Below are 21456 nucleotides of genomic sequence, written 5' to 3' on the forward strand. Positions count from 1 at the left end.
GAGAACAGAACATGTCCGAACGTCAGCTCAGCCTCAACCTGTTTATCTACCCCAACGGCCATCACGAAGCCGCCTGGCGCCACCCGCAGTCAGTGCCGGAGTCGTCAATGGACATTGGCTACTACCAGCAGCTGGCGTTACGCGCCGAGCGCGAAAAGCTCGATGCGATTTTCTTTGCCGACTCGCCGTCACTGGCCGAAAGCGGCCGCGAAGGCCTGCGCATCCGCTTCGAGCCGGTGACCTGGCTGGCAGCCATTGCGGCGGTTACCCAGCGCATCGGCCTGATTGCCACGGCCAGCACCACCTACAGCGAACCTTACAACCTGGCGCGTTCGTTCAGCGCGCTGGATCACCTGAGCAAGGGCCGTGCGGGCTGGAACATTGTCACCACGTCAATGGCTGCCGCAGCGGCCAACTTTGGGCTTGATGAACACCCTTCGGCCCATGATCGCTACGCCCAGGCCGAAGAGTTCGTACAGGTGGTCGGTGACCTGTGGGACAGCTGGGAAGACGATGCGCTGGTGCTGGATAAAACCGCCGGGGTATTTGCCGACAGCGGCAAGGTGCACTCGATCAACCACGTCGGCGCTTACTACAAGGTCAAGGGCCCGCTGAACTCGCCGCGTTCGCCCCAGGGGCGACCGGTGCAGGTGCAGGCCGGCTCATCCGAGGATGGTCGTGATTTTGCCGCCAGGCATGCTGAAGCCATCTTTACCGCGCACCAGACACTGCAAAGCGCCACGGAATTTGCCAATGACATCCGCGCCCGGGCGAAAGCCGTGGGCCGCGACCCGCGCCAGCTGAAAATTCTTCCGGGCATCAGCCCGTATATCGCCAGCACCGAAGCCGAAGCGCAGCGCAAGTTTGATGAGCTCAATGAGCTGGTATTGCCCCACGTGTCCCTGGGCCAATTGCGGCGCATGTTGGGTGTGGACTTGTCGGGTCAGGATCTGGACGCCCCGTTTCCGCGCAATCTGATCAACTTCGAAGGCGTCGAAAGCCAGTCCAGCCGCTTCAAGCTGATCATCGATATTGTCGACCGCGAAAACGTCACCTTGCGCCAGCTGATCAACCGCCTGGCAGGCGCGCGCGGGCATTGGGTGCCGGTGGGTACCCCGGTGCAGATTGCCGACTTGATTGAGCAGTGGTTCCGCAGCGGTGCGGCGGATGGTTTCAACGTGATGCCGCCGGCATTCCCCGATGGTTTTGAAGTCTTCCTCGACGAAGTGCTGCCGATCTTGCGCCAGCGCGGCTTGTTCCGCAGTGAGTATGCGGGCAGCACCTTGCGCGAACACTACGGCCTGACTCGCCCGGAGTCGCGCTACACCCTGAAAACCGCCTGACTCCCCCCACCCTAGTGGGAGCGAGCCTGCTCGCGAAGCTGGCCTTGATGCCTTCGCGAGCAGGCTCGCTCCCACAATTCAAAACCCACAAGGAGCGGGCATGAACCCGATCAACAACAGAAGAGCATTCCTGCGTAGTTGCGCGGTATTGGGTGCGGTCGGCGCTGCGGGCATTCTGCTGCCCGGTTGCGAAAAAAAGGACAGCGGCGCTAAAAGCGCCGCCGTGATCAAGAGCCGCGCCGATCAGGTGGTGGACTTCAAATACCCCGACAACCCCTCATTCGATCTGGTCTATGTCGCCGACTCCCTCGGCTATTTCGAAGGCTCGCGGGCACGGCCCAAGTACATCGGCCGTATTGCCGCGCCCCAGATCATTCCATTGACCGGCACCGGCGAAATAGACTTCGGCGCGCGCATGGTACCGCTGGTGATTTCAGCCATCGCCAGTGGTCTTGACCTCAAGGTGGTGGCCGCCGGCGGCAAGACCCTGCAAGAGGCTCCGCACATGAAATACTTCGTGCGCGACGACTCCGGCATCGTCAAGCCCAAAGACCTGGAAGGCAAGACCGTAGGCTTCAACAGCTTTGGCGCCTGCGCCGAATTTGTCACCAAAAAATACCTGCGCGAGCAGGGCGTCAATGTCGACAAGATCAACTGGGTGGTGGTGCCGGACAACCAGGCCGAGCAGACCCTGGCCACCGGCAATATCGACATTGCAATCATTCATCCGCCATCGTCCGGCGGTGCCGAGCACAACCCGGCATTACGCAAGCTGTGGAGCGACTACGATCTGGATGGCGGATTGGGCGGCATGGCGCCCTACAGTGTGTATGGCAAGTTCAGCCGCGAGAACCCGGAGGCTACCCGCGACGTTGTAAACGCGATCGCCCGCGCGGCCAACTGGGTCAATGCCAACCCCGACGACGCGCGCAAAATCACCTCCGAGCGCATCGGCATGAAGCTCGAGTTGGTGGAGCGCTTTGCCTATGTCGATGACCTGGTAGTGACCGAGCCGCCGATTCAGTACTACATCGACATTCTTGAAAACGAAGGCAAGATCAAAAAAGGTTCGATAGGGGTCAAGGATGTCTACACCAACGACTTCAACCCGTTCGCCCGGGGGCATGCCTGATGCCGGAACACAAGATCGTCGCCCGTGACCTGAGCATGGAGTACCGGGCCTTGAATGAAGCGGGGCGAGAGGAGCGGGTGCCCGTGCTGGAGGGGTTTGACCTGCAGGTACGCGAGGGCGAGTTCCTGTCCATCCTCGGGCCTTCGGGCTGCGGCAAGTCGACCTTTATGAATATCCTTGCAGGGCTTGCGCACAAGATCGGCGGCGACCTTCTGGTCGATGGCCGGCCCCTGCAGGGCATCAACCGTAACCAGGGTGTTGTGTTCCAGGGCTATGCATTGCTGCCCTGGCGCACGGTGCTCGACAACATTGCCGTGGGCCTGGAGATCCGCGGGGTGGCCAAGGCCCGGCGGCTGGAAACTGCCCGCGAATACCTGGAGCTGGTGGGCCTCAATGGCTTCGCCTCGCGCTACCCTCACGAGTTGTCCGGCGGCATGCGCCAGCGCGTAGCGATTGCCCGCTCGCTGGCCTACAACCCGGATGTGCTGCTGATGGACGAACCTTTCGCCGCCCTCGACGCGCAAACCCGCGAGACCCTGCAGAGTGAGTTGCTGCGCATTTGGGATACGCACAAAAAAACCATCGTGTTTATTACCCACAGCCTGGACGAGGCGATTTTCCTGTCGGACCGGGTGGCGGTGATGACCCAGCGCCCGGGGCGGATCAAGGAGATCTTCGACATCGACCTGCCGCGCCCGCGCCAGCCGGAATTGCGTAATACCCAGGCCTTTGTGCACTACCGCCAGCGTGCCTGGGAAGCCCTGCGCGACGAGGTCACAGACGTGGCCCGTGAGCCCGTTGCGGCGCCAGTGCCTCAGAACTGGCAGAGCATCGCGACCCTGGGTGGTTATCGGATTGGAGTGTAAACATGGGCTTTAAATTGACTTCACGGCGGGTGATCGAAAGCTCGGTGGGTATTGTCCTGTTCCTCGCCCTCTGGGAGGCCTTGCCGCAATTGGGCGTGGTCAACCCCGGCTACCTGAGCCCGCCATCGGCGGTGCTGGGTGCGGTGCTGGACCTGGCCAGCAGTGGCGATCTGATCAAGCACTTGCAGGCCAGCCTGTTTCGTTCCTTTGCCGGACTGCTGCTGGCGATTGCCTGCGGTGTCAGCCTGGGGTTGATAATGGGCTGGTTTGCACGGGTCGAGCATGTGCTTGATCCGTTGTTGCAGTTCTTCCGCCAGACCTCGGCGCTGGCATTGTTTCCGGTGTTTATTCTGTTTCTGGGTATCGGTGAACTGTCGAAAATCGCGATCATTTTCTGGGCGTCGTTCTGGCCGATCCTGTTGAGTACCATCAGCGGCGTTAAGCAGGTCGACGGGTTGCTGATCAACTCGGCGCTGTCGATGGGCGCGAACCGCTGGTTTCTGTTTACCAAAATAGTGCTGCCGGCGGCGTCGCCGTCGATCTTTACCGGGATTCGTCTGGCGGGGGCGTATTGCATCACGGCACTGGTGGCCGCCGAGATGATTGGTGCTCATTCCGGGTTGGGCTTCCTCACGCTGAACTCCCAGGAGGTGTTCCAGATTCCCAGCATGTACGCAGGCATTTTGCTGCTGGCGGTGGTGGGTTTGCTGCTCAACTTTTTGCTGGCCTTGCTGGAACGGCGCTTTACCTACTGGCGCCGGGGCTTGCGCCACGGTGGTTAGGTGGCTGGCAGCAGTGGTGGTTGGCGCTGTGTCGCTGGTCGCCTGGCAATGGCCATTGGCACCGGGTGAGATGCCTCGTGGGCCGCTGTTGCAGGCAGCCGAACAGCGCCAGGTCTTGCGTGTGGGCGTACGCAGTTACCCACGGCCGAGCCTGGGGCAAGAGGCGCTGGTGGCTGAGCCGGATGAACTGGACAGTCAGTTGGCCGAGGCCCTGGGGGCTTACCTTGGACTGAAGGTGCAGTTGCAGGCATTGCCGCAGAGTGGCCCGTTGAGTGACGGCCACGTCGACCTGGTCATTGCCGGCAGTCTGAAACTGCCGGTCGAAGCTGACCGGGTGGCGAGCTTGCGGGATTTGCCGGTGCAGTACCGTGCGGGAGCGTTGATTGGCTTGCGCAATGCTCCCGCCCGTCCTGTGCGCGGGCAAAGCGTATGCCTGGCGATGGGTAGCCCGTGGGCGCAAACCCTGCAGCAACAGGGCGCCGAGCTGCGCACTTATGTGTCATCGATCCGTGCCGCGGTGGCGTTTATGGCGGGCGAGTGCAACCTGCTGGCTGAAGAACGCAACAGCTTGCAGGCGCTGGCACAGGCGCCGGACTGGCGCTTCTATGCGCTGTTACCGCAAACCTTGAAGGCAAGCAGCGACCTGCGGGTTTACCTGCCCGTAGTCGACAAGCAGAGCCGCGCGTTGATCAATGCGGCACTGCGCGACTGGCAGGCCCGTGGCGGCCAGAACCGTGCATGGGAGCTGCGCAGCAATGCGTTGCTGGTGGACAGCCTGAAAATAGGCGACGGGTTGGTGTGTCACTGAGCGATACCACGCCACGGTGGGAGCGGGCTTGCTCGCGATGCAAACGTTGAGGTCTGTCAGGCAAACCGCGTCGATGCCATCGCGAGCAAGCCCGCTCCCACAGGGTTTACTCCGCCACACCAATGCGCCATTGCGCCGGTGGCGGTGTGCCGTTCACCGCAAAATCCCCCACGATGCGACTCTTGTAGATACGCGGGTTATGCGACGACAGCGTGCGCGCATTGCGCCAGAAACGGTCCAGTCCCAAGGGCTTGAGGGTGGCCGATGCACTCAGTGCATCAAACAGATCGCCACTGGCCTTGATGATCAAGTCCGAGACTATGGTTTGCGACTGCGCCACTTCCAGTTCGGCAATATTCACGGCGTGGCTCAGGGCGTGTTCATCATCGCTCAAATGGGCCTGATGGACTCGCTCCAGCGCCTGGAAGTTCTGCGCTGCAATAGCGCCAGCGGCATAGGCCGCGCTGCGCAGGTTGCCCACCACTTGCAACACTTGCGGGTCGTGGGCCACGCGCGGTGCATTGCCGCTGCTGAAGCTGCGGGTGCGCCTGGCCACATGCCCGGCAGTTTCGTCGGCCAGCGCGCGGCCAATCCCGGTCAGGGTTGCCGTGTGCACAGACTGGAAAAAAGCCGGTGAATAGCGAAAGCGGTTTTCAGCCAGGATCACATTGAGCGGGTCCACCGGCACTTCGCGAAAATGCGCAGTACCACTGGCGGTCAGTGTCTGGCCAAAGCCATTCCAGTCGTCGATGATTTCCACCCCCGGATCATTGGTGCGCACCGTCACCGATACGCGCTGTTCATCCGGGTTGTTGGCGCTGACATCGACCCAGTCGGCATACAGCGCACCGGTGGTGTAGAACTTGCTGCCACTCAATTGCCAGTGGCCGCCGTGCAGGCTCAGGCGGGTGCCGAATTCAAGCTGTTTGGCATTGCCCACTTCGCCGGACGCCGGGCTGACGGTTTCGCCACGACCCAGGCGCTCCAGCCACACGCCCTGATACTCAGGGTCGCGGCTGTTAAGCAGGTTTTCACAAAAACCGAAGTGCCCGCGCAATGATTGCACCAGGTTTGAATCGGCCTCGGCGAGTTCGATCAGCAGGTTGAACAGTTCCGGCAGGCTGGCGCCGGCACCGCCATATTCCTTGGGCACGCGCAGGGTGGTGAAGCCTGCCTCCTTGAGCCATTGCAACTCCTGGAGCGGCAAGCGCCGTTCCAGTTCGCGATCTACGGCTCCTTGACGAATCTGCGCAAAGACCGGCCGATAACGGGCCGCCAATGCTTCGTATCGCGCCGACGGGACGGCGCCCCAGGCAGAGTCAATTTGCGACATGTCGTGCTCCTTGGCGTTGAACGGATTACCAGCCGACGGCAAAGCGCAGGCCGGATACAGGTTGAGGGGCCGGTTCCGGCGCAGCGGCGCCGGGGATCGCCGCCAGCAGGCGACGGGTGTAGGGGTGCCGGGGTGAATGCCAGAGGGTTTGCGGGGTGGCCTGTTCGACGATTTGCCCTTGTTCCATCACCAGAATCCGGTCGGCGAAATAGCGCACTACCGACAGGTCGTGGGAGATAAACAGATAGGACAGGCCCAGCTCTTCGCGCAGCTCCACCAGCAGATTGAGGATCTGCGCCTGGGTCGAAACATCCAGCGCCGACACCGGTTCGTCGCAGATCACCAGCCGCGGCTTGAGGATCAACGCCCGGGCAATGCCGATGCGCTGGCGCTGGCCACCGGAAAACTGATGGGGCAAGCGCACCAGGCTGCTGCGCGCCAACCCCACGGCATCGAGCATTGCGAAACGGGCCTGCTGGCGTTGGCCCGGGTCGATCTGCCCGTGCAGGCGCTGCACCCGATCGAGAATGCTCTCCACGCTGTGGCGCGGGTTAAGCGCCGCGTAGGGATCCTGAAAAATCATTTGCACCTGACGGCGCCAGCCCAGCAGCGACTCGTCCTTGAGGCTGGCAATATCGCGTCCGTCGAATTCGATTGTGCCACTGCGTGCGGGCAGTAAACGCAGCAGGGTGCGACTGAGGGTCGACTTGCCGCAACCCGACTCGCCCACCAGGCCCACGCTCTCGCGCTCGCCCACTTCAAGGCTGATGCGGTCAAGTACGGTGCTGTTGCCATAGCCGGTGGTCAGGTCGCTGACCTTGAGCAGCGCCGGGTTGCCCGTGGGTGCCCGAGGCTGGCGGCCCGGCGCGTAGAGGGTGGACTTGACGCCATAGCGGGTGGCCTGCTCCGGCTGGCGCTCGACATTGATTTCAGCCAGACGGTTACTCAAGTAATGCTGCTTATGTTCAGCCCCCAGCGACGCCTGCAGCAGGCCGCGACTGTAGGGGTGTTGCGGGTGCTCGATCAGGTCGCGGGTCGACCGGCTTTCCAGGGCGTGGCCATCGTGCATCACGATGACCCGGTCGGCGTGCTGGCCGACCACGCCCAGATCATGAGTAATCAGCAGCAGACCCATGCCCAGCTCGCCCCGCAAACGAGCCAGCAACTCAAGGATCTGCGCCTGCACGCTGACATCCAGCGCCGTGGTCGGCTCGTCGGCGATCAACAGTCGGGGCTGGCAGGCAATCGCCATGGCGATCACTACCCGCTGGCGCTGGCCGCCCGACAAGTGCTGTGGGTACTCACGTAAATGCGCTGCCGGGCGCGGCAATTGCACCAGGGCGAACAGTTCTTCGGCCCGCTGCCAGGCCTGGCGCCGGGTCAGGTCAGTGTGGGTCAGCAGGATTTCGCTGACTTGCTCACCCAGGGTGAGTACGGGGTTGAGGCTCGACAGCGGGTCCTGAAAGATCATGCCCTGTGCACTGCCCTGCAATTGGCGCCGTTGGCGGGGGGGCATGAACAGCAGGTCGCGGCCTTCGAACAAGACCTGACCGCCCAGCCGGGCGTTGTCCGGCAGCAGGCCCATCAGGGCCAGAGCCGTGGTGGATTTACCGCAGCCGGACTCACCCACCAGCGCCAGTGTCTCGCCGGCTTGCAGGGTGAAACTCAGGTCTTTGACGGCATCGGCGTTGTCGTAGCTCACGCGCAAACCGCGTACGTCCAGCAGGCTCATGGGATATACCGTCGCAGGCGAGGGTTGAGGGCGTCATTGAGACCGTCGCCCAGAAGGTTGAGGGCCAGCACCACGAAGATGATTGCCAGCCCCGGCAGGGCGGTGAGGTACCAGCCGCTGGCGATCTGCTCGCGGCCACTGCCGAGCATGGCGCCCCAACTGGCCTGATTCGGGTCGCTCATCCCCAGAAAGGCCAGCCCGGCTTCCACCAGAATCGCCTGGGCGATCAGGATCGAGGTGGTGACCACCAGCGGCGCGAGGGCGTTGGGCAGGATTTCGCGCAAGATGATCGAGCTGTTGCCGAAGCCCAGGCTGCGCGCGGCAGTCACAAAGTCGGCTTCACGCAGGGTACGGAACTCGGCGCGTACCAGGCGTGCCACCGTGGGCCATGAGGAGATACCGATCGCCAGCGCGATAACCCCCAGCGTCGGGTTGCCGATGGCCACGATCACGATCACCAGCAAAAAAGACGGCACGGTCTGGAACACTTCGCAGAGGCGCATCAGCACATCCCCCAGCTTGCCGCCGTGGTAGCCGGCCAGAGCCCCGACCAGCCCGCCGATCAGCACGCTGATCAGGGTGGCGCTGGCGGCAATCAGTAAAGACCCGCGGGCCCCGTGGGCGATCCCGGCAGCTACGTCGCGGCCCAGTGAGTCGCTGCCCAGAAAGTAGCCCGGATCGTCGCCGGGCCACAGCATCGGCATGGCGACCATATCCAGCGGATCACCGGGGTAGAGCGTGCCCGCCAGCAGTGCCAGGGTCAGCACCAGTGCCAGCATGGTCGCGCCAATCAGCGCCGAGGGATTGCGCAACAGGGCCGTCCAGACGCTTTCGCTGTAGCCGGTCGGAGCGTTTGGCAGTACGGCAGTGGTCATGGGGCAGCTCCTTTTCAGTCGGCCTGGATGCGCGGGTCGAGCCAGGCTTGCAGCAGGTCGACGGCGATATTGATCACCACCACCAGCATCGATGACAGCAGCAGGATGCCCAGCAGCAGGTTGTAGTCACGGGACATCACCGCCTCGAGGGTGAGACGGCCCAGACCGGGCCAGCCGAACAGGGTTTCGGTCACGGCGGCGCCGCCGAGCAGGGCGGCGAAATGCAGCCCGGCCAGGGTCGAAACCGGCAGCAGGGCATTGCGCAGCACATGCCGTGACACCACTCGCCATGGCGCCAGGCCCTTGGCCCGGGCGGTGCGCACGTAGTCCTGACGTTGCACTTCGAGCATCGCGGCACGGGTCAGGCGGGCATACAGGGCGATATAGAACGTGGCCAGCGCCAGCACTGGCAACACGGCGTGCTGCAGGCGGTCGAGCAGCCAGGCCGTGCCGTGCAGATCGAGGCCCAGGGTCTGAAAACCGTTGCTGGGCAACCAGCCGAGCTTGACCGAAAATAGCAGCACCGCCATCAAGCCGATCCAGAACCCCGGCGTGGAATACAGCAGCAACACCGCCAGTGACAACACGCGGTCAGGCCAGCGACCGACCCAGGTGGCCATTGCCGTACCGGCGGCGATGCCGATGGCCAGCGCCAGCCCCAATGCGCCGACCATCAGCACCAGGGTATTGGGCAGGCGATCGAGTACCAGGTGGCTGACTGGCAGGTTGAAGCGTGGCGACAGGCCGAGGTCCAGATGGGCCAGTTGGCCGAGGTAGCGTTGCAATTGCTCCAGCAGGCTCAAGTCCAGGCCAAAATGGCTGCGCCACTGCAGCAGGGTTTCGGCACTGGCGCCGCCGGACTCACCGGCCAGCACATCCACGGCGTCACCGGGGATCAGCCGCAGCAGCAAAAAATTCAGCAACAGGATGCCGACTACGGTGGGGATGGCCTGCCACAAGGTGCGCCGTGACAGGCGCCACATTCTGCGCCGTTCAAGCATGGGCGCCTCCGGTGTCAGCCAGGCTGATATTGGCCAGGCTGCTGTCCAGGCCGTTGGCGTCATCTTCGAAACCGCTGACCCGGGCGTTGTACACCGAGACCTGTTGCTGCATGACCAGGGTGATCGAAGGCACCTCTTCAATCACGATCTTCTGGAACGCCTTGAACAGCTCGCCGCGTTTTTGTTCGTCGGTCTCGACCGCGGCGCTTTCCAGCAGGCGGTCGACTTCGGGATTGTTGTAGTGGGTGCCATTGGAAAACGGCACGCCCTGGCGAAAATTCTTCGACCAGAACAGGCGTTGCACACCTACCGTGGGGTCATACAGGGTGCCCATGCCGACCACGGCAAAGTCAAAGTCGCGGTCGGTGTAGATACGTTTGATATAGGTGGGAAAATCCTGGGCGCGCAGTTTCACTTCGATGCCAATGCGTGCCAGGGCACTGCGCACATAGGTGGCAGTGCGGCTGTAGCTGTCGCCGTAGGGCAGCGGGTCGAGGGTCAGGCTGAAACGCCAGGTGCCTTTTTTTACCAACCCGGCCTTGTCCAGCAATGCATTGGCTGCCTCGGTGTCGAAGGGATACGGGTTGGGGCCCTCGTAGACGTAGTTGGCGAAGCTTTTCGGGATCGGTGAATAGCTGGCTTCGGCGTAGCCGTAGTACACCACCTTGCGGATCACTTCGCGGTCCAGGGCATGGGCAATTGCCTGGCGCACCTCGAGGCGAGACAACAGCGGGTTATCGAGGTTGAACTCGAGCATGGTCGGGGTAATGGTGTAGCGATAGCCGCGGGTAGTGGCTTTTAAACGGCCGGATTTGGTCAGGCGCTCCAGCTCGCTTAGCGGCACCGGGCTTTGCCCGCCTGCATCCAGCGTGCCGTTTTCAAACGCGGCCAGGCGCGCGGCACCGTCGGGGATGACTTTGAGAATCAGCGTATCGACCACCGTTGCCGCCGGGTCCCAGTAGTTCGGGTTGCGTTCGTACTCGATAAAACTGCCGCGCTCCCAGCGCTTGAAACGGAAGGGGCCGGTGCCCACCGGGGCGTTGTTGTGCAGATTGCTCAGCGGGTCGCCCGAGGCATACAGGTGCTTGGGCAGGATCGGCGTTTCACCGCCGGCAAAACCGCGAATCAAGTACGGCGCCGGCTTGCTCAAATGAACGATGGCAGTGTGGTCGTCGGGGGTGTCGACCCGCTCCAGGTTGGCAAAGGTACTGGAACCCCGGGGGTGAAAACGCTTGATCAGGTCCAGGGAGAACGCCACGTCGGCCGAGGTGAACGGCTCGCCGTCATGCCATTTGACCCCTTCGCGCAGGGTGAAGCGGTAGCTCAAGCCATCAGGGGCGGCCTCCCAGGCGGTGGCCAGTGCAGGGCGGGCATTGAGGGCTTCATCGTAAGTCAGCAGCCCCTCCAGTACCTTGCTGCTGGCGGTGACGCTGGTACCGGCGGTGGTGTTGAAAGAGCTCAGCGAAGGCGGCTCGGGATTGATCAGCAAGTTGAACACCCGGCGTCCGCTGACGGCCTGCCCCGTGGCATCGGCCAGGGCAGTGGGCAGGAACGGCACGCTGGCGCCGAGCGCGGACAGGGCAGACAGGCCAACAACAAATTGACGACGGGTAAAGGGCATGGCGGTCTTCCTGGGGTGGGTTAGCGGCGCAGGCCGGCCTGGCGCAAAAGGGGCAACACGCGCTCGCCAAACTGTTCAAGGTCGGGGGCAAAGTCGAAGAAGCTCAGTTGCAAGCCGTCGATACCGGCCTCTTTGAGGCGGATGATGTCGCGCACCACGGTCTCGGGGCTGCCGACCAGCTGGATATTGCCGCCCACATAACGCTCGGCCGGTTGATGGCCGCGCCAGGCATGGGCATCACTGGCTTCACGGGCATGGCCCTCCAGTGCACCGGGGTCACCTGCGGCCGTGATCGCGGCATGGACTTCCCAGGCTTCGGCATCGCTGTCGCGGCAAATCACCAGCGGGTTGATCAGGGTGCGCACCTGACGGCCATAGCCACGGGCGGCGTGTTTGATGCGCTGCAAATGCTCGGGCAGTTTCTCCAGCGCGTTTTCGATCTCGGCACTACCGGGGCTGGTGGTGAACACAATGTCGGAATGCCGTGCCGCGAAGTCGATACCGGCGGGTGAGCCGGTGGCGTTGACCAGCACCGGACGGCCAAAGGACGGTTTGACGCTGACATAGGCCTCTTCGAGCTTGTAATGATCACCGCTGAAATCGACGTTTTCCTGGCTGTGCCACAGTTCTTGCACCACGCGGATAAATTCGTCGGCCTGGCGGTAGCGCTGGTCGTGCTCGATGGGGGCCTGACCGAAGCGCCGGTGTTCGCGATGACGATGCCCGGTCACCAGGTTCAGGCCCCAGCGGCCCTTGCTGATATGGTCAAGGGTGGCGCCGAACTTGGCCAGGTGCAGTGGATGCCAGGGGCCATAGAGCACATGCAGGGTAGAGATCAGCAGGATGCGCGAGGTTACCGACGCCAGCGCTGCCTGAGTGATAAAGGCATCCAGCGACTCGTCGTGGTAACGGATATCGCCCCCGTAGCCGCCTTTGCCCAACCATTCAGCGAGGGCAAACACCAGGTCAAAACCCAACTCTTCGGCGCGCAGGGTCAACTGGCGGTTGTAGTCAAAGGTCCAGGTGGTACTGCGTGGCAGCGCCGAAGGGCTCCAGCCACCGGACTGCACCGGCAGGAACAGGCCCAGAAACAACGGTTGTTCAAAGGCACGGGACAGCGGGCTTTGAGGAAAATCCAGAGGGGAGGGCTGACGTGACAAGGCGAAGGCTCCAGGCAGGGGATAGGAAAACGCGGGCTATTCCTGCACTTGCGCAGGGCTGGTCAGCAGGTAGGCGACGGCTTCGCTGTTGTGCGGGTTGCGGTACCGGTGGGGCCGTTCGGCGCGAAACAGGATCGAGTCGCCAGCGTGCAGCACAACCAGTTCGTCATTGATTTTCAGCTCCAGAATGCCCTCGGCCACCAGCAGGTGGTTTTGCACGCCATGGGGGGTGCCGGGCACTCTTTCCTCGGCCTGGGGCCCCAGGCGCAGCTCGTTGAACGTCACCAGGGGGGCGGTGTGCTCAGGGGGCAGGGCGCGGCGTATAACCATGCCGGCGCCGTCGGGGTCGAGGAACTCGGCGATGGACACTTTCAGTGCGGCGGCGACTTTGCTCAGCACCTTGACCGAGGGAAAGCTGCGGCCTGCTTCGATCTGCGCAATCATCGCGCGGCGCACACCACTGGCATGGGCCAGTGCTTCCAGGGACAACTGGCGCTTGTCGCGCAAGCGCTGCAGGTTGTGGCTGATACGTTTGGCGACAGGATCGTCGCCCTGTGGATCACGCTCGGGCAAGCTGAAGGGAACGCTGCCGCTGCTGTCGAGAAAACCGGTAGGGATATTCATGGGCGTGAACCTGCAAGTGAGGTGAATGCAGGTGAATTGTCAGGGCCATGGGGGCGACGGCTCATGATGATTCCTTTTCATGCGGTCCGAAAAGTCATGAGATTACCGAGGGTTTTTTAGATCCATAAATAATTAATTCCGACGTTTAAAGACCCGTTTTGAATAAGAGCTACCCTGACAAAACCGCTCTATGGTTATGCCCCGTTGGGCGTTGACCGCCAGAACACGGCTGACTACTGTTTGCGCCACTTGATTTCACGATCACCACGCAGGGAGTCAGCATGAGCGACATTCAATACCGCAACCTGGGCCGCAACGGCGTGAAGGTTTCGCCCATTACCCTGGGCACCATGATGTTCGGCGGACAGACCCCGGACGACGTCGCCCGGCGCATCACCGACCGCGCTTTCGAGCAGGGCATCAACTCCATCGACACCGCCAACGGCTACAACGACGGTGCCTCGGAAGCCGTGGTGGGCCGTTTGATCGGTGATCGTCGTCAGCACTGGGTACTGGCTACCAAGTTCGTCAATCCCAACCCGGGCGGCAGCGGGCCGAACAACAGCGGGGCCTCGCGCCAGAACGTGATTGCCTCGGTGGACGCCAGCCTCAAGCGCCTCAACACCGACTATATCGACCTGTTCTACCTGCACCGCGAAGACCACGACACCCCGGTGGACGAAACCCTGCGCGCGCTGGATGACGTGATCCGGGCGGGCAAGATCCGTGGCTACGGTTTGTCCAATCACCGCGGCTGGAAACTTGCCGAATTCAGCCGCAGCGCCGACCTGCTGGGCATACAGCGTCCGAGCGTGAGCCAGCCGCTGTACAACCTGGCCAACCGTCAGATCGAAGTCGAGCACCTGCCGGCGGCGGAGCATTACGGCATTGGCGTGATTTCCTACAGCCCGTTGGCGCGTGGCGTACTGACGGGCAAGTACGACCCCGATCAGGCCCCTGGCCAGGACACCCGCGCCGGGCGCAACGACCCGCGCCTGCAGCAAACCGAATGGCGCCCCGAGTCCCTCAACCTGGCCCAGCGCATTCGTGACTATGCCGAAGGGCAAGGCATTACCGCAGGCCAGTTCGCTTTGGCCTGGGTGCTGAATAACCAACTGATCACCTCGGCCATTGCCGGGCCGCGAACTGAGCAGCAATGGGAAGACTATGTGCCAGCGTTGAACTACAGGTTCACCGCGCAGGACGAAGCCTTTATCAATGATCTGGTGGTCACCGGGCACTCGACGACACCGGGCTACAACGACCCGAGCCATCCGTTTTTCGGACGTAAGTCGCGGGTGTGAAACCCCGGCTGTCAGATATAAAAACGCCTTCGGGCGTTTTTTTGTGAGCGCGATAAAGCCACCCTCAGCCCAGACCCTTGGGGCTGCGGATTTTAAATAAAACTAATTATTTACCACCTTTGCCCTCGACTTGAGCCATAGCCTTTTTGCTCCATTTCGTTAAACAGGCCAGGCGCCATGACCCATGTGCATCACCACACGCCGTCACTGACGGCGGTTGACCCCAGGGGCTTGAGTGTACGCAGGGTGCAATACCACCGTCTGAGTGCACAGCAGAGCCCCCGGGCGCGGATTCACGAAACTGTCTTTGGCGCCACCGGTTTTGTACTCGGGCAGTGGGACCCGCGATTGGGGGCGTTGCGTCGTCATGGGGCCACAGTCGCGGCCAATCAACGCCAGATTTCCAGCCTTTCAGGGCTGGCGTTGCGCACTGACAGTGTCGATAGCGGATGGCACATCACTCTGTTTGGCGTCGCGCAGCAGATGCGCAAAACCTGGAACGGGCGCGGGCATCAGCAGTGTTTTGACTACGATGCCCAGTCCAGGCTTGTGGCCGTTCATGAACAGCGCAGTGATGAGCCCCACGCCCGATGTCTTGAGCGTTTTACCTACGGGCCGGCCGATTCAGCGGACAGGGCGCGGAACCGATGCGGCCGTCTGGTCCGCCATGATGACCCGGCTGGCAGCGTCATCAACGAACATTACGATTTGACCGGCGAGGCAAACAGCCAGTCGCGGCGTTTCTGCCAGGCCCCTGAAGCGCTCGGCTGGCCTGAGCCGCAAGCGTGGCGCGATCGACAATTGGAGGCTCGGCATTACCTGACGGCCTGGCATCGCAATGCGCTGGGTGAACTGCTCGGGCTGCGTGATGCCAGGGGCAACCGGCAGCGCCTGGAATATAACGTTGCAGGGGAACAGGTACGTGTTGGCCTGCTTACGGCAGGTGGCAAGTCAAAACTGTTGGTGGATGAGCTGGTCTACAACGCCGCCGGACAAGTGACCAGCGAGCGGGCAGGCAACGGTGTTGTCACCCGGGCTACTTACGCTGACGATGATGGCAGTTTGCGACGGTTGCAGGCCAGTCGCGGGGGGGCACAGGGTGGCATCTTGCAGGATCTGACCTACACCTACGACCGGGTAGGCAATGTGACCCATGTGGTGGATGGCGCTCAACCGACCACCTGGGCCAGCAACGCGATGATCCAGGCTTCGAGCACTTTTACCTACGACACCCTCTACCAACTGGTCAAAGCCAGCGGACGAGAAAATGCGCGCCACCCCGGTGGCGCCAGTACCCCTGCGGCGGTGCTCTTCGACACAACGGACACGCAGCAATGGCGCAACTACACGCGGCACTATCAGTACGATGCCGGCGCCAACCTGGTACAGATGCAGCATGTACCTTCTGCCGGCCAGGGCTACACCCGGCGTATGTCCGTGTCACAAACCAGTAACCGCAGCCAGATGATTGAGCCTGGTTCTCTGCTGGCTTCAGGCGAGGCGTTTGATGCCTGTGGTAATCAACGGGTCTTGGTGCGTGGTCAGGCCCTGGAGTGGAATGTGCGCAATCAACTGTGCCGTGTCACCAGCGTGCAGCGCACCAACGGTGAGAATGATGAAGAAGCCTACGTCTACGACGGTCAGGGGCAGCGGGTTTTCAAGCGTAGAACGACCCGGGCCGCAAACCTCACCCATGTGGATGAAGTGCGTTATTTGCCGGGGCTGGAGCTGCGCCTCAACCGGGCCACGGGAGAGCGCTCAAGTGCCTTGACGCTGCAAGCAGGCCGCACTGGGGTGCGTTTACTTGCCTGGGAGCAGGGGTTGCCCGATGGGGTCGAGAATGAGCATGTGCGCTTCAGCCTTTGCGATCACCTGGGCAGCGGCGTACTGGAGCTTGATGAGCGCGCGGCACTGCTCAGCCAGGAGGGTTTTTACCCGTTCGGGGCGACGGCATGGTGGGCGGCGAAAAGCGCGCTTGAAGCCACATTCAAGACCCTGCGTTATTCGGGCAAGGAACGCGATGCATCCGGGCTTTACTACTACGGTTTGCGTTATTACGCGGCCTGGCTCCAGCGTTGGGTCAGTGCAGACCCGGCAGGGACCATCGACGGCTTGAATGTTTATGCCATGGTCGGTAACAACCCGATAAATCGGATAGATCCTGATGGGCGGGAAGAAGATCTACCCCAACGCTATCGGGTCGTTGCCGGTCTGAGCCTGATCGTCATTTTTACCGCCCTTGGCTATGCCTTGGGCTGGCTATTTAATGCTGCTCAAGCCGTTGCAGGACTGGGGGCAGTGGCAGGCTCGGCACTCTTTGCCTTGAACCGGTATCTGGATATGGCCGAGGCGCAACAGCCAGCACCAGGCCTCACGGATGCGCAGGAATATGAGCTGGCGCAAAGCGTCACGGAAAAAGCCCTGGAGTTTGCCCGGGACATGGCGCTGAGCCCTGAAGAAACAGTCAAGCTGGTCAACTTTTTTTACAGCCAGCACAGTCAGGTTCTGCAGAGCACAGGTGTGGCGTTGGCGGTTTACCCCACCGTGCGTGGTGACCTATACGGATATGTCGTGGGCGTCGAGTATCGGGAGCGTTTGCGCGCTGTAGTGGCATCAGGGCGGCCACCCACCCGTGAGCTGAGGCATCTGGGCGTTCGCAGTCTGTTGCTTCGTGCCCACCGGGAACCACAGGCCGCAGGCCCCTCGAGTGCCACGGGGACACCCGAGGCAACGGCCATGACCCGACTGCCCGGTAAAAGCGCGGCCGCAAAAAAACAGCCCCTGCAAAGCGCGAGGCCGGTCGCCGCTGCGCTCCCGCCCCCCCGTTCGCCTGCCGCCCTGACGATCGATGATTCAGCGGTGACACCTTTGCCAGCGGGCTCTGCGGGTATCAGTATTGCCCTGACCTTGAGCCATTTGCGCGAGGGGCGTTTGCGGTCGATTAACTGGCACCCCCATAGCGATCGATTAATGTCCGCTGACCTTATTGGCTATAACAACAGCCGCAGGCGAGGCGCCTGGCGCCTGATGTTCGAGCGCACGGGGAGCGCTGCCTACCGCGTTGTGGGGATACGAAATCCGCACTGAGGCACATACCCTTTTGAGTCGGGTGCTGTGTTTGCCGGCAGCGGGGCTGGCCAGTTGGTTCAACTCGGTTCCTTCAGGCAGTACCGGCTTGGCACCTCGCCCAGCACCCGGCGAAAAACGCTGGTGAAAGCGCTCGGGCTGCTATAGCCCAGATCGGTCGCCACTTGCGTAACGGCCTCGCCATGGCCCAGGCGCACCACCGCTGCCAACAGGCAGGCTTGCTGGCGCCATTCGACAAAACTGATGCCGGTTTGCTGGCGAAACAGGCGGGTAAAGGTACGGCGGCTCATGCCAACCTGCCGGGCCATATCATCAATCCCGATATCCAGCGACGGCTGCTCCAGCAGTGTGCGGCAGGCCCGCGCCAGCCTGGGCTCACCCGGTAGCGGCGCATTGAGCGAAAGGGGTGGCATCTCGGCTATTTCGTGGAGCAGCAGATTCATCAGCAGCCCCTCTCTGCGGGTTTCGTCATAGAGCGCCGGAATATCCGTGGCCTGGATCAATAACTGGTGCAGCAGCGGCGATATGCCGAAAACCTGACAATGCGCCGGCAGGCCAAGACGCACAGACGCGGGCTCGCGGATATAGGTGTTCAGCAGGGTCACCGGGCCGTTCATGCTCATTTCGTGGGGTACCCCTGCCGGTACCCAGATGGCCCGTTGCGGCGGTACCACCCAGTTGCCCTGGTCGGTAAACACCGTGATGACACCGCAGGCGGCATAGGCAAACTGCCCGCGGTTATGCCTGTGCAGGGCAAAGCGCTGCCCGTCGGCATAGTCAATGGCCGTGACCACAGCGTCGCGGGGGATATTTTCGCAGGTGTCGGATTCAAATTCGCCCATGGCCCGAATTTAATGATCTTTGACCTGATAGTGCAAGCGGGCCGATACGGCAAGTGTGCATAGTGGCATTTTGGTTGGTGCATGACGCCGCCCGCCTTGCCACTGGAAGCCCCCCACCTATGCAAAAGAAACATCTGATCCTGGCCGTGCTGGTGACGGCCGTTTGGGGGCTGAACTTCCCCATCACCAAACTGGGCCTGGCAGCTATCGATCCGCTGTTGCTAACAGCGCTGCGTTTTACCCTTGCGGCGTTGCCGTGGGTATTTTTCGTCAAACGGCCGCCGATTGCCATCAAGTGGCTGGCTGCTTATGGCTTGATTTTTGGAGTGGCCATGTGGGCCCTGATCAATCTGGGTATTGAATGGGGCGTGCCCCCAGGAACCGCTGCGTTGCTGATCCAGTTCAGTGCTTTTTTCACCCTGGGCTGGGGGGTATTGCTGTTTCGCGAGCGTCTGGGCTTCGGCCAGATACTGGGGATGGGGCTGGCACTGTTGGGGTTGATCAGCATCATTGTGGCCAGCCCCGGCCGGGGCACGACCCTGGGTTATGGCCTGTTGCTGATCAGTGCCCTGAGCTGGAGTATCGGCAACGTCATTATCAAACAGTCGAAAGTGCGGGAGATGTTCGCCTTTGTGGTGTGGGCCAGTGTGTTTGCGCCGCTGCCGCTGTTGGCTCTTACCTGGCTTGCCCACGGATCTGCGCCTTTTACCTCTTTAGTCACCCACTTTGAGTGGGTGGCGTTGTTTTCCCTGTTGTTTCAGGTCTACGCGGCGACGCATTTCTGTTACTGGGGCTGGAATCTGTTGCTGCGCGAGTACCCGGTATCCAGGGTGGCGCCGCTGTCCCTGCTGATTCCGGTTTTCGGGATCGCAGGTTCGATGCTGATGCTGGGGCACAAGGTTGGGTTCAATGAAGGGCTTGCGATTGTGCTGATATTGGCGGCGCTGGCAGTGGGGTTTGTAAAAGGGCCGGGGCTTAGTCCGAGATTTCAGTTACCGGGATGGCCTGGTCGTCAGAAGTCTGCGCGGCGCTTTTCTTCTCTCGACGATCGTTGATCCATTTGCCGACCTGTGCCGGGAACTCGGCGGGTGATTTACGGCCGACCTTTCGGGCAAGATCAAGAATGGTTTGTTGGGCCAGGGCCTCTTCCATGCGCTTTTGTGCTGTCATCATCGCCGCGTGAACCGAACAGTGGCCGTCCAGCGCCCAGGCAGGCGGCGAGCCTTCGAAGAGTGCGCAGCGGCCACGAATTTCCCGGCAATCGAAAATAAGCTTTTGGCCGTCGATAGCGTTGACGATATCGAGAATGCTGATTTCGTCAGCAGGCCTGGCCAGTTTGAATCCGCCGCGCACGCCTTCGGTGGCCACGACCAGTTTGGCCTTGGCCAGCTTGGTGAAGATCTTCGCCAGATAGTCCTGAGGTACGCCTTGCAACTCTGCAAGATCACGCACGCTCGCCTCACGGCTTTCGCCGCCATCGCCTACCAAAAAGAGCAGGCAGTGAATGCCGTACTCAACGCCCGCGCTGTAAAGAGACATCAAAATCTCCGACTGAATTAGTCGCATATTTTAGCAGTGATCAGTCAGGCGAGCAACGCTCCTTGGGCGTGACAGCAGTGGCATGGACCCCAAATAAAGATTGCTCTCTGTAACTACGACTAATATAGTCGCCGTTATTGAGGTTCGGTGGTGATCGTCATTCGGGGTTGCTTTGCTCGGGCTTCTCATCAGGGGATAAAAAATGAAACAGCAGATTCTGATTATTGGCGCAGGCTTCGGTGGCATGTGGACCGCTTTGAGTGCAACGCGGCTGTTGGATATTCACGGCCACAACCAAGTCGAAGTGACCGTGCTGGCCCCCCAGGCCGAGCTGCGCATACGCCCGCGTTTTTACGAGCCTGAAGCGCACCGGCTGGTCGCGCCCATTGGCGAACTGCTCGACGCGGTAGGTGTCACCTTTATCAAGGGCGCTGCAGAGACCATCGACGTGCAGCAAAAACATGTGGTTTACACCGATGCTGCAGGCGCCAGACAAATTCATCAGTACGACAAACTGGTCCTGGCTACTGGCAGCGGCCTTGCGCTGCCTGACACCCAAGGTGTGGCGCAATACGCCTTCGACGTGGACCAGATCGAGCAAGCCATACGCCTGGAAAACCACCTCAAATCCCTGGCAGAACTACCACCAAGCCGTGGTCGCAACACGGTGGTTGTGGCGGGCGGAGGCTTCACCGGCATTGAAACGGCAACCGAAATGCCGGCCCGTCTGCGCGCCATACTGGGCGAGCATGCAGATATGGAAGTGATCATCGTTGATCGGGGTGAAAAAGTCGGGGCTTCACTGGGCGCCGAAATCAGCCAGTCGATCGCCGAAGCCAGCGATGAGCTGGGGGTGACCTGGCGCTTGAAATCGTCTGTGGTAGCCGTCGACGAGCAAGGCGTAACCCTGGGTGATGGTCAACGAATTGAATCGAAAACAGTGATCTGGACCACCGGTGTACGGGCCAGCTCGCTGACGGCGCAAATCCCGGGGGAGCGTGATGGGCTTGGGCGTCTGCATGTGGACGCGCACCTTCAAGTCATAGGCCAGCAAGACATCTTCGCCACCGGCGACGTGGCTTATGCCGCCACGGATGACCTGGGCAACCATGCGCTGATGACCTGCCAGCACGCCATCGTCCTGGGGCGCCACGCGGGCAATAACGTAGCTGCGCAGATACTGGGCGTGGCCCCGGTTGCCTACAGCCAGCCCAAGTACGTTACCTGCCTGGACCTGGGTGGCTGGGGAGCGGTCTACACCGAAGGCTGGGATCGCCAGGTCAAGTTGACCCGCCAGGAAGGCAAATCGTTGAAGACACAGATCAATACGGTGTGGATCTACCCGCCGGCTGCCGACCGCGATGTAGCCTGGGCGGCAGCGGACCCATTGATTCCGATTGCCTGAAA

18 protein-coding genes and 1 pseudogene are annotated in these 21456 nt (G+C 61.7%); 9 read left to right on the plus strand and 10 right to left on the minus strand.

Annotated elements, in window-relative coordinates:
- The first annotated feature begins 11 nt into the window (after positions 1–11).
- The 5 genes from EQV96_RS22265 (at position 12) to EQV96_RS22285 (ending at position 4931) form a co-directional block, all read left to right on the plus strand.
- Positions 12–1343 carry an LLM class flavin-dependent oxidoreductase gene (locus EQV96_RS22265; protein ID WP_240882417.1) on the plus strand — a complete coding sequence of 444 codons (1332 nt, stop codon included), beginning with the start codon at positions 12–14 and terminating at the stop codon, positions 1341–1343.
- A gap of 100 nt (positions 1344–1443) precedes the next feature.
- Positions 1444–2475, plus strand: a complete 1032-nt coding sequence (locus EQV96_RS22270; protein ID WP_095002509.1) for an ABC transporter substrate-binding protein — start codon at positions 1444–1446, stop codon at positions 2473–2475.
- Positions 2475–3341, plus strand: coding sequence for an ABC transporter ATP-binding protein (locus EQV96_RS22275; protein ID WP_240882418.1), 867 nt, complete (start codon positions 2475–2477; stop codon positions 3339–3341). Before EQV96_RS22270 ends, EQV96_RS22275 begins: the two co-directional genes overlap by 1 nt.
- A gap of 2 nt (positions 3342–3343) precedes the next feature.
- Positions 3344–4123 carry an ABC transporter permease gene (locus EQV96_RS22280; protein WP_095018739.1) on the plus strand — a complete coding sequence of 260 codons (780 nt, stop codon included), beginning with the start codon at positions 3344–3346 and terminating at the stop codon, positions 4121–4123.
- A gap of 28 nt (positions 4124–4151) precedes the next feature.
- Positions 4152–4931 (plus strand): transporter substrate-binding domain-containing protein, encoded by a 780-nt coding sequence (locus tag EQV96_RS22285; RefSeq protein WP_240882419.1) that lies wholly within the window; start codon positions 4152–4154, stop codon positions 4929–4931.
- A 10-nt stretch (positions 4932–4941) separates the two neighbouring features.
- Here the strand turns inward: EQV96_RS22285 and EQV96_RS22290 are convergent.
- The 8 genes and pseudogenes from EQV96_RS22290 to EQV96_RS22325 form a co-directional block, all read right to left on the minus strand.
- A pseudogene (locus tag EQV96_RS22290) lies at positions 4942–5034 on the minus strand (transcriptional regulator); the annotation flags it as partial.
- 3 nt (positions 5035–5037) lie between these two features.
- On the minus strand, positions 5038–6264 hold the full coding sequence (locus tag EQV96_RS22295; RefSeq protein ID WP_130872486.1) for an acyl-CoA dehydrogenase family protein: 1227 nt from the start codon (positions 6262–6264) through the stop codon (positions 5038–5040).
- A gap of 25 nt (positions 6265–6289) precedes the next feature.
- Entirely contained in the window at positions 6290–7996 is a 1707-nt protein-coding gene (locus EQV96_RS22300) for an ABC transporter ATP-binding protein (RefSeq protein ID WP_240882420.1), read from the minus strand.
- On the minus strand, positions 7993–8871 hold the full coding sequence (locus tag EQV96_RS22305) for an ABC transporter permease (RefSeq protein ID WP_095018743.1): 879 nt from the start codon (positions 8869–8871) through the stop codon (positions 7993–7995). Before EQV96_RS22305 ends, EQV96_RS22300 begins: the two co-directional genes overlap by 4 nt.
- A gap of 14 nt (positions 8872–8885) precedes the next feature.
- Positions 8886–9872 (minus strand): ABC transporter permease, encoded by a 987-nt coding sequence (locus tag EQV96_RS22310; RefSeq protein ID WP_095002516.1) that lies wholly within the window; start codon positions 9870–9872, stop codon positions 8886–8888.
- On the minus strand, positions 9865–11493 hold the full coding sequence (locus tag EQV96_RS22315; protein ID WP_130872487.1) for an ABC transporter substrate-binding protein: 1629 nt from the start codon (positions 11491–11493) through the stop codon (positions 9865–9867). The genes EQV96_RS22310 and EQV96_RS22315 overlap by 8 nt, the downstream gene beginning before the upstream one ends.
- 20 nt (positions 11494–11513) lie before the next feature.
- Positions 11514–12653, minus strand: a complete 1140-nt coding sequence (locus EQV96_RS22320) for an LLM class flavin-dependent oxidoreductase (RefSeq protein WP_095039273.1) — start codon at positions 12651–12653, stop codon at positions 11514–11516.
- A 36-nt stretch (positions 12654–12689) separates the two neighbouring features.
- On the minus strand, positions 12690–13277 hold the full coding sequence (locus tag EQV96_RS22325) for an XRE family transcriptional regulator (RefSeq protein WP_240882421.1): 588 nt from the start codon (positions 13275–13277) through the stop codon (positions 12690–12692).
- 281 nt (positions 13278–13558) lie between these two features.
- Here EQV96_RS22325 and EQV96_RS22330 point away from each other — a divergent pair, with 281 nt between their 5' ends.
- Positions 13559–14581, plus strand: a complete 1023-nt coding sequence (locus EQV96_RS22330; protein ID WP_153328213.1) for an aldo/keto reductase — start codon at positions 13559–13561, stop codon at positions 14579–14581.
- 177 nt (positions 14582–14758) lie between these two features.
- Entirely contained in the window at positions 14759–17668 is a 2910-nt protein-coding gene (locus tag EQV96_RS22335) for an RHS repeat-associated core domain-containing protein (protein WP_240882422.1), read from the plus strand.
- Positions 17669–17727: 59 nt separating this feature from the next.
- Here the strand turns inward: EQV96_RS22335 and EQV96_RS22340 are convergent, their stop codons facing one another.
- Complete coding sequence (locus EQV96_RS22340; RefSeq protein WP_095025623.1) at positions 17728–18510, minus strand: helix-turn-helix transcriptional regulator; 783 nt, start codon at positions 18508–18510, stop codon at positions 17728–17730.
- Between the two features lie 119 nt (positions 18511–18629).
- On the opposite strand from EQV96_RS22340, the gene EQV96_RS22345 reads away from it, so the two are divergent.
- Complete coding sequence (locus EQV96_RS22345; RefSeq protein WP_130872490.1) at positions 18630–19565, plus strand: EamA family transporter; 936 nt, start codon at positions 18630–18632, stop codon at positions 19563–19565.
- Here the strand turns inward: EQV96_RS22345 and EQV96_RS22350 are convergent.
- Positions 19486–20049, minus strand: coding sequence for an Rrf2 family transcriptional regulator (locus EQV96_RS22350; RefSeq protein WP_095002523.1), 564 nt, complete (start codon positions 20047–20049; stop codon positions 19486–19488). The two genes, EQV96_RS22345 and EQV96_RS22350, sit on opposite strands and share 80 nt — an antisense overlap.
- A gap of 202 nt (positions 20050–20251) precedes the next feature.
- Here EQV96_RS22350 and EQV96_RS22355 point away from each other — a divergent pair, with 202 nt between their 5' ends.
- The gene (locus EQV96_RS22355) at positions 20252–21454 is read left to right on the plus strand and encodes an NAD(P)/FAD-dependent oxidoreductase (protein WP_153400498.1); all 1203 of its coding nucleotides are present in this window, start codon (positions 20252–20254) and stop codon (positions 21452–21454) included.
- The last annotated feature ends 2 nt before the right edge of the window (positions 21455–21456 follow it).

This window comes from Pseudomonas sp. TMW22080 (assembly GCF_022496745.1).
Taxonomy (GTDB): domain Bacteria; phylum Pseudomonadota; class Gammaproteobacteria; order Pseudomonadales; family Pseudomonadaceae; genus Aquipseudomonas; species Aquipseudomonas bubulae.

What these genes read in the sequence shown, in the direction of transcription:
- EQV96_RS22265 (WP_240882417.1), top strand. Translation starts at nt 12, where the DNA reads ATGTCCGAACGTCAGCTCAGCCTCAACCTGTTTATCTACCCCAACGGC.
- EQV96_RS22270 (WP_095002509.1), top strand. Translation starts at nt 1,444, where the DNA reads ATGAACCCGATCAACAACAGAAGAGCATTCCTGCGTAGTTGCGCGGTA.
- EQV96_RS22275 (WP_240882418.1), top strand. Translation starts at nt 2,475, where the DNA reads ATGCCGGAACACAAGATCGTCGCCCGTGACCTGAGCATGGAGTACCGG.
- EQV96_RS22280 (WP_095018739.1), top strand. Translation starts at nt 3,344, where the DNA reads ATGGGCTTTAAATTGACTTCACGGCGGGTGATCGAAAGCTCGGTGGGT.
- EQV96_RS22295 (WP_130872486.1), bottom strand. Translation starts at nt 6,264, where the DNA reads ATGTCGCAAATTGACTCTGCCTGGGGCGCCGTCCCGTCGGCGCGATAC.
- EQV96_RS22300 (WP_240882420.1), bottom strand. Translation starts at nt 7,996, where the DNA reads ATGAGCCTGCTGGACGTACGCGGTTTGCGCGTGAGCTACGACAACGCC.
- EQV96_RS22305 (WP_095018743.1), bottom strand. Translation starts at nt 8,871, where the DNA reads ATGACCACTGCCGTACTGCCAAACGCTCCGACCGGCTACAGCGAAAGC.
- EQV96_RS22310 (WP_095002516.1), bottom strand. Translation starts at nt 9,872, where the DNA reads ATGCTTGAACGGCGCAGAATGTGGCGCCTGTCACGGCGCACCTTGTGG.
- EQV96_RS22315 (WP_130872487.1), bottom strand. Translation starts at nt 11,493, where the DNA reads ATGCCCTTTACCCGTCGTCAATTTGTTGTTGGCCTGTCTGCCCTGTCC.
- EQV96_RS22325 (WP_240882421.1), bottom strand. Translation starts at nt 13,277, where the DNA reads ATGAATATCCCTACCGGTTTTCTCGACAGCAGCGGCAGCGTTCCCTTC.
- EQV96_RS22330 (WP_153328213.1), top strand. Translation starts at nt 13,559, where the DNA reads ATGAGCGACATTCAATACCGCAACCTGGGCCGCAACGGCGTGAAGGTT.
- EQV96_RS22335 (WP_240882422.1), top strand. Translation starts at nt 14,759, where the DNA reads ATGACCCATGTGCATCACCACACGCCGTCACTGACGGCGGTTGACCCC.
- EQV96_RS22340 (WP_095025623.1), bottom strand. Translation starts at nt 18,510, where the DNA reads ATGGGCGAATTTGAATCCGACACCTGCGAAAATATCCCCCGCGACGCT.
- EQV96_RS22345 (WP_130872490.1), top strand. Translation starts at nt 18,630, where the DNA reads ATGCAAAAGAAACATCTGATCCTGGCCGTGCTGGTGACGGCCGTTTGG.
- EQV96_RS22350 (WP_095002523.1), bottom strand. Translation starts at nt 20,049, where the DNA reads ATGTCTCTTTACAGCGCGGGCGTTGAGTACGGCATTCACTGCCTGCTC.
- EQV96_RS22355 (WP_153400498.1), top strand. Translation starts at nt 20,252, where the DNA reads ATGAAACAGCAGATTCTGATTATTGGCGCAGGCTTCGGTGGCATGTGG.